Annotated in this window: 19 protein-coding genes; 10 read left to right on the forward strand and 9 right to left on the reverse strand. The window is 27.3% G+C overall.

The window, feature by feature from the left end; translation table 11 throughout:
• The first annotated feature begins 11 nt into the window (after positions 1-11).
• Positions 12-725, forward strand: coding sequence for an RNA methyltransferase (locus tag ACIJYB_RS02655; RefSeq protein ID WP_435152030.1), 714 nt, complete (start codon positions 12-14; stop codon positions 723-725).
• Positions 726-765: 40 nt separating this feature from the next.
• The gene (gene rpsD, locus ACIJYB_RS02660; RefSeq protein WP_435086855.1) at positions 766-1,383 is read left to right on the forward strand and encodes a 30S ribosomal protein S4; all 618 of its coding nucleotides are present in this window, start codon (positions 766-768) and stop codon (positions 1,381-1,383) included.
• Between the two features lie 3 nt (positions 1,384-1,386).
• Here the strand turns inward: rpsD and grxD are convergent, their stop codons facing one another.
• From grxD to sfsA, 9 genes are read right to left on the reverse strand one after another with little or no spacing between them, the layout of a single operon-like run.
• Positions 1,387-1,725, reverse strand: a complete 339-nt coding sequence (gene grxD, locus ACIJYB_RS02665) for a Grx4 family monothiol glutaredoxin (protein ID WP_435152033.1) — start codon at positions 1,723-1,725, stop codon at positions 1,387-1,389.
• Complete coding sequence (locus ACIJYB_RS02670; RefSeq protein ID WP_435152036.1) at positions 1,725-1,955, reverse strand: BolA/IbaG family iron-sulfur metabolism protein; 231 nt, start codon at positions 1,953-1,955, stop codon at positions 1,725-1,727. Before ACIJYB_RS02670 ends, grxD begins: the two co-directional genes overlap by 1 nt.
• A complete protein-coding gene (purL, locus tag ACIJYB_RS02675; RefSeq protein WP_435152039.1) occupies positions 1,955-4,147 on the reverse strand; it encodes a phosphoribosylformylglycinamidine synthase subunit PurL in 2,193 nt (730 codons plus the stop codon). The genes ACIJYB_RS02670 and purL overlap by 1 nt, the downstream gene beginning before the upstream one ends.
• Positions 4,144-4,827 (reverse strand): phosphoribosylformylglycinamidine synthase I, encoded by a 684-nt coding sequence (gene purQ, locus ACIJYB_RS02680; protein ID WP_435152041.1) that lies wholly within the window; start codon positions 4,825-4,827, stop codon positions 4,144-4,146. Before purQ ends, purL begins: the two co-directional genes overlap by 4 nt.
• Positions 4,828-4,830: 3 nt before the next feature.
• Positions 4,831-5,073 carry a phosphoribosylformylglycinamidine synthase subunit PurS gene (gene purS, locus ACIJYB_RS02685; protein ID WP_435152043.1) on the reverse strand — a complete coding sequence of 81 codons (243 nt, stop codon included), beginning with the start codon at positions 5,071-5,073 and terminating at the stop codon, positions 4,831-4,833.
• Positions 5,070-5,855, reverse strand: a complete 786-nt coding sequence (gene purC / locus ACIJYB_RS02690) for a phosphoribosylaminoimidazolesuccinocarboxamide synthase (protein ID WP_435152046.1) — start codon at positions 5,853-5,855, stop codon at positions 5,070-5,072. Before purC ends, purS begins: the two co-directional genes overlap by 4 nt.
• Positions 5,855-7,147: an adenylosuccinate lyase gene (gene purB / locus ACIJYB_RS02695; RefSeq protein ID WP_435152048.1), complete on the reverse strand. Its 1,293-nt coding sequence runs from the start codon at positions 7,145-7,147 to the stop codon at positions 5,855-5,857. The genes purC and purB overlap by 1 nt, the downstream gene beginning before the upstream one ends.
• Positions 7,148-7,150: 3 nt before the next feature.
• Positions 7,151-7,921, reverse strand: a complete 771-nt coding sequence (map, locus tag ACIJYB_RS02700) for a type I methionyl aminopeptidase (RefSeq protein ID WP_435152051.1) — start codon at positions 7,919-7,921, stop codon at positions 7,151-7,153.
• The gene (gene sfsA, locus ACIJYB_RS02705; protein WP_435152511.1) at positions 7,914-8,612 is read right to left on the reverse strand and encodes a DNA/RNA nuclease SfsA; all 699 of its coding nucleotides are present in this window, start codon (positions 8,610-8,612) and stop codon (positions 7,914-7,916) included. Before sfsA ends, map begins: the two co-directional genes overlap by 8 nt.
• Positions 8,613-8,632: 20 nt before the next feature.
• Between sfsA and ACIJYB_RS02710 the strand changes: the two genes are divergently transcribed.
• From ACIJYB_RS02710 to ACIJYB_RS02745, 8 genes are all read left to right on the forward strand, one after another.
• On the forward strand, positions 8,633-9,382 hold the full coding sequence (locus tag ACIJYB_RS02710) for a competence/damage-inducible protein A (protein WP_435152053.1): 750 nt from the start codon (positions 8,633-8,635) through the stop codon (positions 9,380-9,382).
• Positions 9,383-9,388: 6 nt separating this feature from the next.
• The gene (locus ACIJYB_RS02715; protein WP_435152056.1) at positions 9,389-9,778 is read left to right on the forward strand and encodes a hypothetical protein; all 390 of its coding nucleotides are present in this window, start codon (positions 9,389-9,391) and stop codon (positions 9,776-9,778) included.
• Position 9,779: 1 nt separating this feature from the next.
• The gene (locus ACIJYB_RS02720) at positions 9,780-10,187 is read left to right on the forward strand and encodes a gamma-glutamylcyclotransferase family protein (protein ID WP_435152058.1); all 408 of its coding nucleotides are present in this window, start codon (positions 9,780-9,782) and stop codon (positions 10,185-10,187) included.
• 23 nt (positions 10,188-10,210) lie between these two features.
• Positions 10,211-10,813, forward strand: a complete 603-nt coding sequence (locus tag ACIJYB_RS02725; protein WP_435152061.1) for a 2OG-Fe(II) oxygenase family protein — start codon at positions 10,211-10,213, stop codon at positions 10,811-10,813.
• Between the two features lie 32 nt (positions 10,814-10,845).
• Positions 10,846-12,747: an acyltransferase family protein gene (locus ACIJYB_RS02730; protein WP_435152064.1), complete on the forward strand. Its 1,902-nt coding sequence runs from the start codon at positions 10,846-10,848 to the stop codon at positions 12,745-12,747.
• Positions 12,748-12,864: 117 nt separating this feature from the next.
• Complete coding sequence (locus ACIJYB_RS02735) at positions 12,865-13,815, forward strand: glycosyltransferase family 2 protein (protein ID WP_435152066.1); 951 nt, start codon at positions 12,865-12,867, stop codon at positions 13,813-13,815.
• Positions 13,799-14,713 (forward strand): NAD-dependent epimerase/dehydratase family protein, encoded by a 915-nt coding sequence (locus ACIJYB_RS02740; RefSeq protein WP_435152069.1) that lies wholly within the window; start codon positions 13,799-13,801, stop codon positions 14,711-14,713. The genes ACIJYB_RS02735 and ACIJYB_RS02740 overlap by 17 nt, the downstream gene beginning before the upstream one ends.
• Entirely contained in the window at positions 14,710-16,050 is a 1,341-nt protein-coding gene (locus ACIJYB_RS02745; protein ID WP_435152072.1) for a hypothetical protein, read from the forward strand. The genes ACIJYB_RS02740 and ACIJYB_RS02745 overlap by 4 nt, the downstream gene beginning before the upstream one ends.
• Positions 16,051-16,080: the final 30 nt, after the last annotated feature.

The raw sequence follows: 16,080 nt of genomic DNA on the forward strand, positions 1-16,080 counted from the left end.
TATCATAAATAATGTCTGCAAATAATATTACTTTTATTTTACATAAGCCCCAGTTATCAGAAAACATTGGTGCTTGTGCTAGAGGGATGAAGAACTTTAATTTTCAAAAACTATCTGTTATTGATCCAAAACCTATTTTTCCTAATGATAAAATTTTAGCTACTTCAGTTGGAGCTAAAAATATAATTAATAAAAGTAAATTATTTGATCATCTAGAGCCAGCGTTAGAAAATATAGATTATGTGATTGCAACATCTGCAAGGTTTAGAAATAAGAACATTAAACATATTCAATTAGAAGATTTAAAAAAGATTGATTTTACTAAAAAAATAGCATTTCTTTTTGGATCTGAGGCATCTGGATTATCGAATAATGAGGTAAGTTATGCAAATTACACATTACAAATCCCGACTAATCCTGAATTCAAATCTTTAAATTTATCTCACAGCCTAATTATTATTGCTCAATATGTTTCAAATATTCTAAAATCTAAGACTTCCAATTATAAAAAATCTAAAAAGGTTAAAGCTGCCTCTAAAAAAGAGATACATTCAATGACCAATTTATGTATCCAAAACTTAGATGAGATCAATTTTTTCAAACCAAAAGAGAAGAAGCCCATCATGCTGGAAAACTTAAGAAATATTTTCTATAGAATGGAATTATCAGCTAAAGAAACGCGTATATTGGCTAGTGTATTCGCTAGTTTGGGTAAAAAACGTTGATTGACAAAATAGCCTGTAAGCTTATAAACCCCAATATCAAATGACAAAAAGATTAAACTCTAAACATAAAGTAGATAGAAGGTTAAAAGCCAATCTATGGGGGAGACCAAAGAGTCCTTTCAATAAAAGAGATTATGGACCAGGACAACACGGTCAAGGTAGAAAAGGAAAACTTTCTGATTACGGAACTCAATTACAAGCTAAACAAAAACTAAAAGCTTATTATGGTAATATTAATGAGAGACAATTTAGAAATATTTACAAAAAAGCTGTTATGCTTAAAGGTGATACTGGTGAAAATTTAATCGGTTTACTAGAAAGAAGATTAGATGCAGTTATTTACAGAGCAAAATTTGCAACAACAGTATTTTCTTCAAGACAATTAATTAACCATGGTCACGTAAGAGTGAATGGTAAAAAAGTTAATATTGGAAGTTATATAGTTAAAGAAGAAGATTCTATAGAAATCAGAGATAAGTCTAAGCAATTAGCAATTATTGATATTGCTTTAGCTAGCAAAGAAAGAGAAACACCAGAATACATTCAAATGGATGAGAAAAACAAAAAAGTTAAATTTGTAAGAGTACCTAAATTTGAAGAAGTTCCTTATCCAATTGTGATGGAACCAAACTTAGTAATTGAATATTACTCTAGATAATAATTAATTTTTAGCTTTAAAGCTTATACCCTTAGTCTCAAGCAATTTTGCTAATTCACCACTTTCGTACATTTCTTTTACGATATCACAGCCACCAACAAATTCTTTTTTGATATAAAGTTGTGGGATAGTTGGCCAGTCACTGAAAGTTTTAATTCCTTCTCTAACATTTTGGTCTTCTAAAACATTTACACCTTGGAAATTAACTTCAAGAATTTTTAACATATTAGATACAGCCATTGAAAATCCACACTGAGGAGCATCAGGCGTACCTTTCATAAATAAACATACTTCGTTACTATCAATATGAGTTTGAATTAAATTTTTTGTATTATTATCCATTATTGCTCCTTTGTTTTAATTGCTAAGGCATGTAATTCATTTCCCATTTTACCCTTTAGAGAATTATATACCATTTTATGTTGTTCAATTTTACTTTTACCTGAGAATTGTGCAGAAGTTACTGTTGCTGAGTAATGATTGCCATCACCAGCTAAATCTTGAATTTCAACTGAAGCATCAGTTAATGCTTCTTTGATTAAACTCTCAATTTCTTTTAAATCCATTGCCATTATTTACTCATATAATTTGTTAGCCAATTTGTATTCGATGTTCTTAATTCGTCAATTGTTACTTTTGTCTTTTCATTAATAAACAGTTGATCTTCATTAATTATTCCAAGTTCATCATAATGAACTGCATTTTTGTTTAAAATATCAGTCACTTTTTTTAGACTATCCTTGCTTACTTCGATAAGATATCTACCTTGATCTTCAGCAAAAAAATATTCAATTTCATTAATTAGGTATTTTGGTTTTTTAAGATTAATACCCTTGTTTCCTTTAATACACATTTTAGCAGCAGCAGTAATTATTCCACCAATAGATACATCGTGAGCACTTTTAATATAACCTGCATCTATTAACTTTAATAAAGTTTCTCCATTATTTTTTTCATTAAATAGATTAATTTCTGGTGGTGGACCATTTTTTTCATCTAAAATGTTTCTTGCAAACAAACTTTGATCAATATGTCCTTCAGTTTTTCCAATTACTAAAACAATATTATGAACTTCTTTAAAATCCATTGTGATCATTTTGTTATAATCTTTGATTAAACCTACACCGCCGATGGATGGAGTGGGCTTAATGCCTTCCTCTTTTGTTTGATTGTAAAAAGAAACATTTCCAGAAACGACTGGGAATTTTAAATATTCAGCTGCTTCTCCAATACCTTGAACACATTCAACAAACTCACCCATATTTTCTTCATTTTCAGGACTACCAAAGTTTAAACAATTAGTAATAGCGATTGGTTTTGCACCCACAGAAATTAGATTTCTAAAACTTTCACAAACAACTTGCTTTCCACCAGTTAAGGGATGCGCCCAACAATAGACTGCAGAACTATCAACTGATGCTGCAACTGCTTTATTAGTCCCATGAACTCTCACAACACCAAAGTCTCCCCCTGGTTTTTGTATGGTGTCACCCATAACTGTATGATCGTATTGTTCCCAAATCCATTTCTTACTGCAAACATTTGGATTGGATAAAACTTTCTTTAAAACATCTATAATTTTTAAATTTTTAAGATCTTCTTTTTTAATTTTGTTTTTTTTAGGTAGTTTTGCTTTTTTCCATTTACGGTCATACATTGGTGAATTTTCAACTAAAGTATTGACTGGAATATCTGCAACTTGTTCATTATCAAAGAACAGTTCAATCTTTTTAGAATTAGTTGTTTTACCAATTACTGCAAAATCTAAATTCCATTTATCAAATATTTTTTTAGCCTGATCTTCTTTACCGTTTTCTAAAACAATTAACATTCTTTCTTGGCTTTCAGAGAGCATAATTTCATAAGGTGTCATCTTAGCTTCTCTGCATGGAACTTTATTTAAATTAATTTCAATTCCAAGATTTCCTTTTGAGGCCATTTCAATACTTGATGATGTCAGTCCAGCTGCACCCATGTCTTGAATTGCTATAATTGAATCCCCAGCCATTAGCTCCAGGCAAGCTTCAAGTAATAGTTTTTCAGTAAATGGATCACCAACTTGAACTGTTGGTTTTTTTTCCTCTATTTTTTCATCAAAGCTAGCTGATGCCATACTAGCACCATGAATTCCATCTCTTCCTGTTTTAGACCCTACGTAAATTACGGGTTTGCCCAGACCTGCTGCTTTTGAATAAAAAATCTTATCTTTTTTCACTAACCCCAATGTCATCGCATTAACTAGAATATTACCGTTATACGAGCTATCAAAGTTAGTTTGACCTGCTATTGTTGGAACACCCATACAGTTCCCATAACCACCAATACCGTGAACCACACCTCTAAGTAAATTCTTAGTTTTTTTGTGTTGAGGCGATCCAAAATGAATAGAATTTAAATTAGCAATAGGACGCGCTCCCATTGTAAACACATCCCTCATAATTCCACCAACTCCAGTTGCAGCTCCCTGATAAGGTTCAATAAAAGAAGGGTGATTGTGGCTTTCAATTTTAAATACAATTGCATCATTATCACCAATATCCACAACTCCCGCATTTTCTCCTGGTCCTTGAATGACTTGTTTTCCTTTGGTTGGAAGTTTTTTTAAGTGAAGTCTTGAAGATTTATAAGAACAATGCTCATTCCACATCGCTGAAAAGATACCTAGTTCAGTAATATTTGGAGTTCGCTTAAGTTGCTCACAAATTTTTGCATATTCATCTTTTTTAAGACCGTGATCTATAGCAACTTGTTCGTTTACAATCATTTTAGATTATTAATTAAATTTTTAAAAAAAAGAGATCCATCTTCACCTGATAGAGAAGGGTCAATCATTCTTTCAGGATGGGGCATCATACCTAAAACATTTTTTTGTTTATTAAAGATGCCTGCAATATTTTTAATTGAGCCGTTAGGATTAAATTGTTCCTCTGCTTTACCATCTTTGTCACAGTAATTAATCGCAACTTGCTCATTATCTTCAATTTCTTTTAGTTGATCATTTGTACAAAAATAGTTTCCTTCATTATGTGCGATATGAAACTCTAAAACTTCATTTTCTATATTCTTAAAGTATGCATTTTTTTTATCACTAATTTTAACAAACACATTTTTACAAATAAATTCTAAGTATTTATTTCTCAACAAAACACCTGGAACCAAACCTGTTTCAACTAAAATTTGAAACCCATTACAAATTCCCATTACCATTCCACCTGAGTTTGCAAAGTTAATCACAGATTTCATTATTTTTGATTTTGATGCCATACTTCCACACCTCAAATAATCTCCATAAGAAAATCCACCTGGTAAAACAACCAAATCACTTTTTGGAAGTTCAGCATCATCATGCCAAACCATTTTATTATTAAAGCCAAATTTTTTTAAAGCAACATTCATGTCTCTATCACAATTAGAACCAGGAAATGTAATGACGGATGATTTCATCAATTATTGTACATCAATAATTTTATAATTTTCAATAACTAGATTTGCTAAAAGTTTGTTACACATTTCTTCAACATTAGCTTTAGCTTTTTTGGGATCACTTTCTTTAGTGTCAATTTCAAAGTATTTACCTTGTCTTACTTCATTAATGTCGTTAAATCCCATTCCAACCAATGTTTGGTGAATAACTTTTCCTTGAGGATCTAGCACATCTTTTTTAAGTGTAATAATTACAGAAATTTTCATTTACGCTTCCTTTTTACTGAAGATAATTTTGTAACATTCACCGCAGAAACATTTGATTGTTCGTGAAGTATTCCAAGTCTTTTAGCAACCTCTGTATACGCAGGAATTAAATCACCTAAATTTTTTCTAAATCTGTCTTTATCTAACTTTTTATCAGTAATGCTGTCCCAAAGTCTGCAAGTATCAGGACTAATTTCGTCAGCAAGTATAATCTCTTCTTTACCGTTAACTTTTAATCTTCCAAATTCTAATTTAAAATCAATTAATTTAATTCCAACACCTCTAAACATGCCGATCATAAAGTCATTAATTCTTAAAATCATTTTCTTAACTTTCTCGATTTCTTTTTTTGTAGCCCAATCAAAAGCCAAGATATGTTCTTCTGCTATTAATGGATCACCTAACTTGTCGTCTTTTAAACAGTATTCAATAAGAGGTTCTTTTAATATTGTTCCATCTTCAATACCTAATCTTTTAGTAATAGATCCAGTTGCAACATTTCTAACAATGAATTCAATTGGAATTATCTCAACAAATTTAATTACTTGCTCTCTCATATTGAGTCTTTTAACCAAGTGATTTTTAATTCCTATCTGAGATAGATTTGAAAGGATATGTTCTGAAATTCTATTATTTAAAACTCCTTTTCCTTCAATAGTAGATTTTTTTTGATTGTTAAACGCGGTAGCGTCGTCTTTAAAATATTGAATAACTAAATTCTTATCATTTGTTGTATAAATGATTTTAGCTTTACCTTCGTATAGTTTTTTTCCTTTTTTCATTATTTAAAAACTCTTCTAAAGATGAAATTTACATTTTTAAAGTGTTTTGCGTAACTAAATATAGATTTTAGTTTTTTAGGAGTGATTTTGCTCATAATTAACTTATCTGAACTAATAACATCAAATAGGTCTAAGTCTTCAGCAAAGCATTTTTTTGCATAATTTTGAACCATTCGGTAAGATTGTTCTCTACTTAACCCAGACTTTGTTAATTCAAGCATTACCTCTTGTGAAAAAATTAATCCCTTAGTGATATTTAAATTTTCTAACATTTTTTTCGGATAAACGATCATGTTATCTAAAATGTTAGTTAATCTTACTAATGCAAAATCGGTTGTAATATTTGCATCAGGTCCAATATTCCTTTCAACACTTGAATGAGAAATATCTCTTTCGTGCCAAAGAGCAATATTTTCTAAAGCAGGAATTACTGCGCTCCTAACCATTCTTGCAAGCCCTGTTAAGTTTTCACTTAATATTGGATTTTTTTTATGTGGCATTGCAGACGAACCTTTTTGATTTTTTGAAAAAAATTCTTGCATTTCATAAACTTCAGTTCTTTGTAAATGTCTAATCTCAACAGCAACTCTTTCAATTGATCCAGCGATAATACCTAGTATTGAAAAATAAAAAGCATGACGATCTCTTGGTATTACTTGAGTTGAAATTGGCTCAACTTTTAAACCTAATTTTTTTGCAACATGTTTTTCAACATTAGGATTAATATTAGCAAAAGTTCCAACAGCACCAGATATTGCACAAGTTGACACTTCATCTATTGCATCAACTAATCTTTTTCTATTTCTTTTAAATTCTTCATAAAACGAAGCTAATTTTAAACCAAATGTGACTGGTTCAGCATGAATACCGTGGCTTCTACCCATACATGGTGTGAATTTGTATTTCTTGGCTTGTTTTTTAAGAACTTTTAAAATTTGATCTAAGTCTTTTAGGATTATTTTACCAGACTGAACCATTTGAATGTTAAAACTTGTATCCAATACATCTGATGAAGTCATTCCTTGGTGTAAGTATCTAGCTTTAATTCCAGCTCTTTCAGTAACAGATGTTAGAAAGGCTATAACATCATGTTTAACTTCAGCCTCAATTTTGTGAATTCTGCTTACATTTATTTTAGCTTTTTTTCTTACAACTGAAGCAACTCCTTTTGGAATTTGACCAAGTTTTTCCATTGCTTCAGCAGCTGCAACTTCGACATCTAGCCAAATTTTATATTTATTTACCTCTGACCAAATGTCAGTTAATTCTTTTCGAGAGTATCTTTTAATCATTAATTATAAGTATGGGGGCTTCGAATAACCTTTAGCAGATTCTGTAAAGATTTCATAACCATTTTCAGTAATTCCCAATGTATGCTCAAATTGTGCTGATAAAGATTTATCTTTTGTAACAGCTGTCCAACCATCATTTAACATTTTAACATCATATTTGCCCGTATTAATCATGGGCTCAATTGTAAAAGTCATTCCAGGTCTTAAATCCATGCCTGAATTTTTGCTCCCATAATGCAAGATGTTTGGTGGTTCATGAAACGTAGTGCTTATGCCATGACCACAAAAATCTCTTACAACTGAAAAACCTTTATCTTCAACGAATGATTGAATTTCATATCCTATATCTCCTAATCTAATTCCGGGTTTTAATATCTTAATTGCTCTCATCATAAACTCGTGAGTTGCATCTATAAGATTATTTAATTTAACAGAGGTATTACCGATTGAAAACATTCTGCTTGTATCTCCATAATGTTCATTAACAATGGCTGTAACATCCACATTGATTGCATCACCATCTCTTAAAATCCTATCTGATGGAATACCGTGGCAGACAACATGATTTAAAGATGTACATAAAGATTTTGTAAAACCCCTATAATAAAGCGGGGCAGAGTATCCACCGTTATCTCTAATAAATTCGTAACCTAATTTATCAATATGATCTGTTGATACACCTTCCTTAATATTATCAGTCAGCATATCTAAAGTTTGAGCTGCCAACTTTCCAGCTACTCTCATTTTTTCAAATTTTTCTTTATAATTATTCATCAATAATCTTCAGTTTTTTATCTATAAAAATTTTTTTAGAACTTATATCACATCTATAGGCTAAAAAGTTAACTCCTGCCTTTTTAGCAATTAGATAATTCTTATAATATTCAGCATCAACATCTTTAGCTATCTTAAACTTTTCCATGTTTTGGATTTGAACTAAAAATAATAAGTAGCTTTTATAACCTTTTTTTATGGCATCAATAAGAGTGAGCAAGTGTTTGGTGCCACGTGCTGTCACAGCATCTGGAAACTCAGCTGTATCTTTATTTCTAAAAAGGGTAACATTTTTAACCTCTACAAAGCTCTTTTGTTTATTTTTCTCAATTAAAAAATCAAATCTAGTCTCTTTATTGAAAAATACCTCTGGTTTAATTAGATCATTGTTTTTAAGTTCTTTAATAAGATTATTTTCTAAAGCGTGTTGGGCTATTCTATTGGCCATGTGGGTATTAACACCAACCAGGTTTTTTCTTGTTTTAATAATTTCAAGTCCGTATTTAAGTTTTCTTTTAGGATCATTATTTGGAAGCACATAGACATCATTTCCTTCATCTAACAGACCTTTCATCGATCCTGTATTAGGACAATGTGCTGTAACTATTTCTTTTGTTAATTTAACATCAGCAAAAAAACGTTTGTAACGTTTGATTAATTTGCCTTTTATTAAAGACTTGGTAAATTCCATTTTTAAATTATACATTTAAAATGACCAAAAACACAAAAGTTAATGCCGCAATATTAATTATAGGTAATGAAATTTTATCTGGCAGAACTCAAGATACCAACACTTCAACTTTAGCAACTTGGCTAAATTCAATTGGGGTTAAAGTGGGAGAGGTCAGGGTTATTCCAGACATTGAAAAAACAATAATTGATACACTTAATTTATTAAAGACAACTTATGATTATGTTTTTACAACAGGAGGTATTGGTCCTACACATGATGACATTACGGCCGAGTCTGTTTCAAAAGCATTTGGATTAAAATACGAAATACATAAAGAAGCATTTAAAATTTTAGAGGCCTATTATAAACCAGGTGAATTTAACGAAGGTAGGCAAAAAATGGTTTGGATGCCAGAAAATGCAAATTTAATTTTAAATCCTACAAGTGGTGCTCCAGGTTTTAATGTTAAAAATGTATTCTGTTTACCAGGAGTTCCATCAATTTTAAAATCTATGTTAGGTGGTTTAACTAATAGTATTGTTGGAGGTGAACCTATTTTAAGTTTAACCATAAGCCTTAAAACAGTTGAAAGTGAAATTGCTGACTCTTTAACTAAAGTTCAAAATAATAATAAAGATGTTGAAATTGGAAGTTATCCTTTTTTCCAAGCTGGAAAGTTGGGTGTTTCCATTGTAATTAGATCTGAAGATCAGTCTAAAATTAATAATTGTAATTCACAAATTTTAAAATTTGTGAACCAAAAAAAAATACAAATAGTGGAAAGATAATATTTTTTGAAAAAAGACATTATACTAACTAGAATTAAATATTTTTCTTCATCTTTTATAAAAAATTTTTTTAGAAGAAACAAACAATGTACTTATTGTAATAGCTTACAATATAAAGTTATTTCAAAAAAATTTTTTGTTACAAAATTAGTTAGATGTGAAAATTGTAAATTTATGTTTAGAATTCCCACAACTACTGTAAAAGAGAATGATGCGTATTATCAAGATAAATATACTGGAGGAGGTCAAGATTTAATTGATGATAAAGATAATTTTACGGTTGATATTCCTAAAGAATTTCAAAAAAATAATTTAAAGTTTATAGATTTTAAAAATACAGATAGAGATTATTCAAAATATATTTCAGTTTTGTCAAAAATTAAAAAGGTAGTTTAATATGTTGTATTTTGCTTACGGTAGTAACCTGCATCATTTTCAGATGAAAAGAAGATGTAAAGACAGTATTTTTTTAAAAAAGATAAATTTGAAAAATTTTAAACTAACATTTAGAAGCAAATATAGAGCAGCAGACATTGAACCTAAAAAAAATTCAATTGTGCCAGGTGGATTATTTGAAATTTCAAAAAGTGATGAAAAAAAACTAGATATTTATGAAGATTTTCCAACTTTATATAAAAAGCATTATTTTTATTATTATGGAAAAAGAGTAATGACCTATACGATGGTTAAAAAAACATCTTTTAAATTTCCAACGGAAAGGTACTTGAATATAGTAAAGCGAGGTTATAAAGATTGTGATTTAGATAAGCAATATCTTTTTAGAGGATTAAAGTCCTTCAAATAAATTAAAAAAGAACTGTTTTAAAAATGAAAAAAAAATTAAATACATTTTTTCCTCATCCTGTTTTTCATTATAAGCTGGATGACCACAAAAGTATTAATGAGCAATTTTCAAAATATATTTATGATTTACAAAAAAATGATTCAAAAGGGCAGAGATTAAGCAATGTTAATGGTTGGCATTCCCCTTTTTTTGATCTTTTAAATAAAGACAATCTTGGGTATAAATTTTTAATCAAAATTCAACCACATATAGTAGATGTATTTAATTCATATGGTTGGATATTCAATCCTCAAAAAGTAAGATGCTCTGGTATGTGGGCAATAATAAATAAAAAAGGAAATTTTAATACTGAGCATATACATCCGAATTCAAATTTAAGTGCAGCTTATTATGTAAAAGCACCAAAAAACTGTGGAAATTTTAGAGTAGTAAATCCACACAGTATTAGTAGAGATAAGTTTCCACCCAGAGACACTCCTAATGAACTTAACCGACTTGTGGCTGAGCTTGAAATAGAGGAAGGTGATCTTTTAATTTTTCCATCATATTTACCACATTCTGTTTTGCCAAATCAATCAGATGACGACAGGATAGTAGTAAGTTTTAATTTATTTGTTTTACCTTAAATTTAAAAAAAATTTATCTATTGATCTAAAAAATGAAATTAAATTACAGACCAGAAATTGATGGATTAAGAGCAATTGCAGTTATGTCAGTTGTTTTTTATCATGCTGAATTTACAATTAATAATCATGAAATATTTCAAGGTGGTTTTTTAGGAGTAGATATTTTTTTTGTAATTTCTGGCTACCTAATAACCTCATTAATATATAAAAGCCTTTTAAATAATAGTTTTTCTTTGAAAGACTTTTATATCAGAAGAATAAGAAGAATAGTTCCAATGCTATTGGTTGTAATATTAGTTTGTATACCTGTGGCATATTTTTTTTATCTACAAAGTAGTTTAAATGATTTTATAAATTCAATATTTTCTACATTAATATTTTCCTCTAATTTTTATTTTTTTCAGAGTGGACTAATTTATGGAGGACCTGATGCATCATTGAAACCATTATTGCATACGTGGTCGTTGTCTGTAGAAGAACAATTTTATATTTTATTTCCTTTATTTTTAATTTTTATTTATAAATTTACTAAGAAGAATATATTATTAATTGTTTGTTCAATTTTTTTTTTAAGTTTTGTTTCAACAATTTATATTTCAAAATTCTATCCAATTTATAATTTTTATTTTTTAAATGTAAGATTATGGGAAATATTAGCAGGTTCAATTATATCAATATTGGAATTTAGACACCCAAATTTAAAACGAAAATTTTATAATAGTTATCTAAATTTTTTTGGTTTTTTTTTAATAATTGCTTCAATTTTTTTATTGAATGACCAAATTTCTTTACCATCATATCAAACGATACCAGTTATTATTGGTACCGGCTTAATTATATTCTTCAATAATAAAGAAGATATTTTATCTAATTTTTTATCATTAAAATTTTTTGTTTTTATTGGTCTTATTTCTTATTCATTATATCTATGGCATTATCCCATCTTTTCTTTTTATGAGTATATATTTTTTTCTAAGGAAAATGATTTTTACAAAATATTAATAATTATTATATCTATTATTATTTCTATAATTACTTTTTATTATATTGAAAAACCTTTTCGTAATAAAAAAATTGTAACTAATAAAGTTCTTTTTTTATATACAATATCAATCTTGATAATGATTATTGTTTTATCAATTATTATTCTTTACAAAGGAAAAGGTTATCAAGAAAATATTTACGAAAAAGTAAATATAGATAATGTTTTTTATCGCAAAGAAGTGGATTTGGTTTTTAAGCGAATAGGTTATCATCATGGTAGATTTTCTGCCTTTAGTGATTTAAAAACAAATATACTTGTAGCGGGTAACTCTCATGCTGCAGATTTTTATCTAATGCTTAGAACTAATCCAAATTTTACAAAAGAAAATAATTTACATGTGGTTAGTTTAAAATTTATAGATGATAATTTAAATAGATTAAACTCAAATAAAGGTAAGGTCTCAGAATATTTTGATAAGTCTGATATAATATTATTTTCTAACCGATGGTCAAAATCAGATATTTTACTTTTAGACAATTTATTAACTAAGCTATCAAAAACAAATAAAAAAATAATTTTAACAAACGAAAATGTTAATCTTCCATCAACTGGCAAAAGAGATGTAACTCTCCTTGATAAGTTTATTATAGATAATAAAAGATTACCCAATAGTGAAGAAATTTTAATTTTGAAAAAAGAATATTTTGATTTTATGATTAATGACAGAAAGAGAAATAGATTTAATAATAAACTTAAAAATATATCAGAAAAATATAATCTTAAACTTTTAGATAAAAGTTTGTATCAATGCGATTATGATAGTAAAACATGTGAAATTTATACCGCTTTAAGTGAAAAAATAAATTATAATGACAATCATCATACATTGGCAGGTATTAGATATCTTGGAAAAAAAATTTATGATTTGAATTGGTTGAAATTAAATTAATTTTGTGTTTTCTATTTAAACCTGTATCCCTCTAGATAAATTAAAAATTTTACTTATTAGTTCTGTTCAATTATATATAAATGATTATTTAAATTAATTATTATTATCGAATTAAAAATGATCAAAAGTTTATCTATAGTGATTCCTTCTTATAATGAATCTAAAAATATTCCAGAATTATATAAAAAACTAGAGTCTATTTTAAATAAATTAAATTTAGAAGATTATGAAATTATCTTTATAGATAATGGTTCGATTGACAATAGTTTGAAAATTTTAAAAGAAATAAACTTAATTAATGAAAAAGTTAAAATTATCTCATTTTCAAGAAATTTTGGGCAAGAAAATGCGATCATGGCAGGAATAAAGTATATGAAAAAAGAAAATTTATTTATCATTAATGGTGACCTACAAGATCCCCCAGAATTATTAGAATTATTTTCAAAAAAAATGAGCGAAGGGTATGATGTAGTTTATGGAGTTAAAAAGAAAAGAGAAGCATCCTTTTTAATGAAATTTTTTTATAAATTATTTTATTTTATCTATTCAAAAACAAGTGAAGTGAAAATGCCTCGACAGTCAGGAAATCTGTGTTTAATGAATAAAAAGGTTTTAGATACTCTAAAGACTTTTAGAGAAAATATAATATTTTTAAGAGGATTAAGAACATGGGTTGGCTTTAAACAAACAGGAATAGAGTATCAGGAACTTAAGAGGATTTATGGTGCTACAAAGTTTTCTTTTTATAATTCTTTTTTATTAGCTTTAGATGGTTTTTTTTCGTTTACATTGGTTCCGTTAAGGTTAGCTTTGGTAATTGCAATCATTACTTCTTTTTGCTCATTTTTATATTTATTATTTTTATTAACCGCAAAAATGTTATTTATCTTTGGAATTACCTCAGGTGATTTAGTTATGCCTAAAGGTCTTACAGCTGTAAGCTTTTTACTTGTTTTCTTTTCATGCTTAACTATTTTTATTCTTGGCATTATTTCTGAATATATTGCTAAAATATATTTAGAAGTAAAAAATAGACCCAGATATATTATTAATGAAATCATCGAATAAAAAAATTTTAATTGTAGGTGGTACAGGCTTTTTAGGCCATCATTTAGTCAATAGATTTTTAAAAAAAAAATATTCAGTAACCAGTCTATCTTTAAATTCACCAAGAAAAACTCATTACTTTAAGAAGGCTAAATATTTAAAATGTGATTTAAACAATTTTAATAAGTTAAGTCTTGTTTTAAAAAATCAAAACTTTGATTATGTGATTAATGCAGGAGGTTATGTTGATCATTCTAATAGCAAAAAGGTATTTTTAACCCATTTTAATGGAACAAAAAATCTATGCAAAATTCTTTTAAAGAAAAATATTAAAAAATTTGTACAAATAGGCAGTAGTGTTGAGTATGGTTTTTCTAAATCTCCTCACCAAGAAGGTGACCCTTATAAGGGAAAAATGCACACAACTTATATAAAAGGTAAATTAAAATCATCCAACTATGTTATTGATCTTTGGAAAAAATATAATTTCCCATCATTAGTATTTAGAATTTATTTAGCTTATGGCCCAAATCAAGATACTAACAGATTGATTCCTGCAATAATAAAAAATTGTCTTAAAGATAATAATTTCCCTTGTTCAAATGGTAAGCAAATTAGAGATTTTGTTTATATAGATGATGTGATTGACGCAATTATTTTTTCTTTAAATAGCAACAAAGTTTTAGGTCAAATTTATAATTTAGGTTCAGGAAAACCAGTGAAAGTTTATACTGTTATCGACACCATAAATAAAATAATAAAAAAAGGTAAACCTGAATATGGAAAAATCAAACTAAGATCGGATGAGTCTTTAAAATTTTACCCTAGTGTTAAAAAAATCAAAAAAATAATTAAGAATTTTCCAAAAATAAATTTAAAAAAAGGTTTAATTAAAACAATCAAATTTTACAAAAAATGATTTTTAAGACAGCTTTCTTAAAAAATATTCTTTTATTATTTTTTTTTGTTTTATTTTTAATTCAAGTTATTTTTCTCATGCCATCTCCTTATGGAGATAGCGTTTGGTTCTTAAAACTCTCTTTCAACATATGTAGAGATAATTTGTTTGTTGGAACTAGAACAGGCGAAGAGTTACGATATTCTGAAAATATTAATTGGGTTAACCATGGATGGTTATATCAATATTTGATTGCTAAATTTAATTATTTTTGTTCATTAAGAGGAATTTTTTTATTTAATTTTATAATTTTGATTTTTACATCTTTGGTCAGTTTTAAAATTTTAAATAAAAAAGAAAATAATCAAGCTTTAACATTACTTGTAATTTTATTTATATCTTTATTACAAATATCATTACAATTTAGGCCAGAATTTTTTACAATTTTTATATCAATTTTATTAATTTTTGCTTATGAAAAAAATTATAGTTTTATAACTGGATGTTTATTTGCTGTATTATTTTACTGTCAGCCTACTATATTTTGTTTTTTAGGTTTATTTTCTCTTTTATTCTATTTTAAGAAAATATTTAAAAACTTTATTAAAATTTCATTAGGTTTTTTTATTTTCTTTATATTACTGACTTATATTTATCCATATTCTTTATCTGATTATTTAATTGGCTTAACAAACAATAGTGGCACTTGGGTTAATGGAACTAAATCTAATTGGTTAAATGATTTTTATACTTACTATATTAAATCAAATTTTACACCATTATGGTTTTTTTCATTTGTAATAATTTTGATTACATCAATTCATAAAAACTATTTTGTATTATTGTCATTGCCTTTTTTATATTTTTTTGGTCCCCGGACAGCAATGAGTAATTATGTTTTGATTGGAATTATGCCTTTTCTATTAATAAGTCAATACAATCTAATTGTTGAAAAAAATAGTTTATTTTTATTAATTAAAAAAAAATTATTTATCTTTTTTTTAATTTCAACAGTATTTGTTGGTTATGGTCAGTATTTTTCAAGAAATATTTTATCTATTTATTTTTTTCATAATGAACTTGCTAAAACAAAGAATTTTATAAATGGCAATTTAAATGAAATTCGTCATATACCTACATTTGGTTTTATGATAAGCGAAAAAATTAAATTAAATAATCAAGAAATTAAAACATATAATATGAAGCCTTCTCTAGATTTATTTAGTGTAAATGGTTTAATAAATCCTTGCCCATCATCAAATCTAAATTTTATTGATCCAGCTATATATATTTATAATAGAAAAATTTTTAATAGTAATGCTGGGTACGGAATTTGGATCTGTAAAGTATCTAATTAATAATAATTTGAAAAATTTACTTATTATGCT

This window comes from Candidatus Pelagibacter bacterium nBUS_44 (genome assembly GCF_051200895.1).
In the GTDB taxonomy this organism is placed as follows: Bacteria; Pseudomonadota; Alphaproteobacteria; order Pelagibacterales; family Pelagibacteraceae; genus Pelagibacter.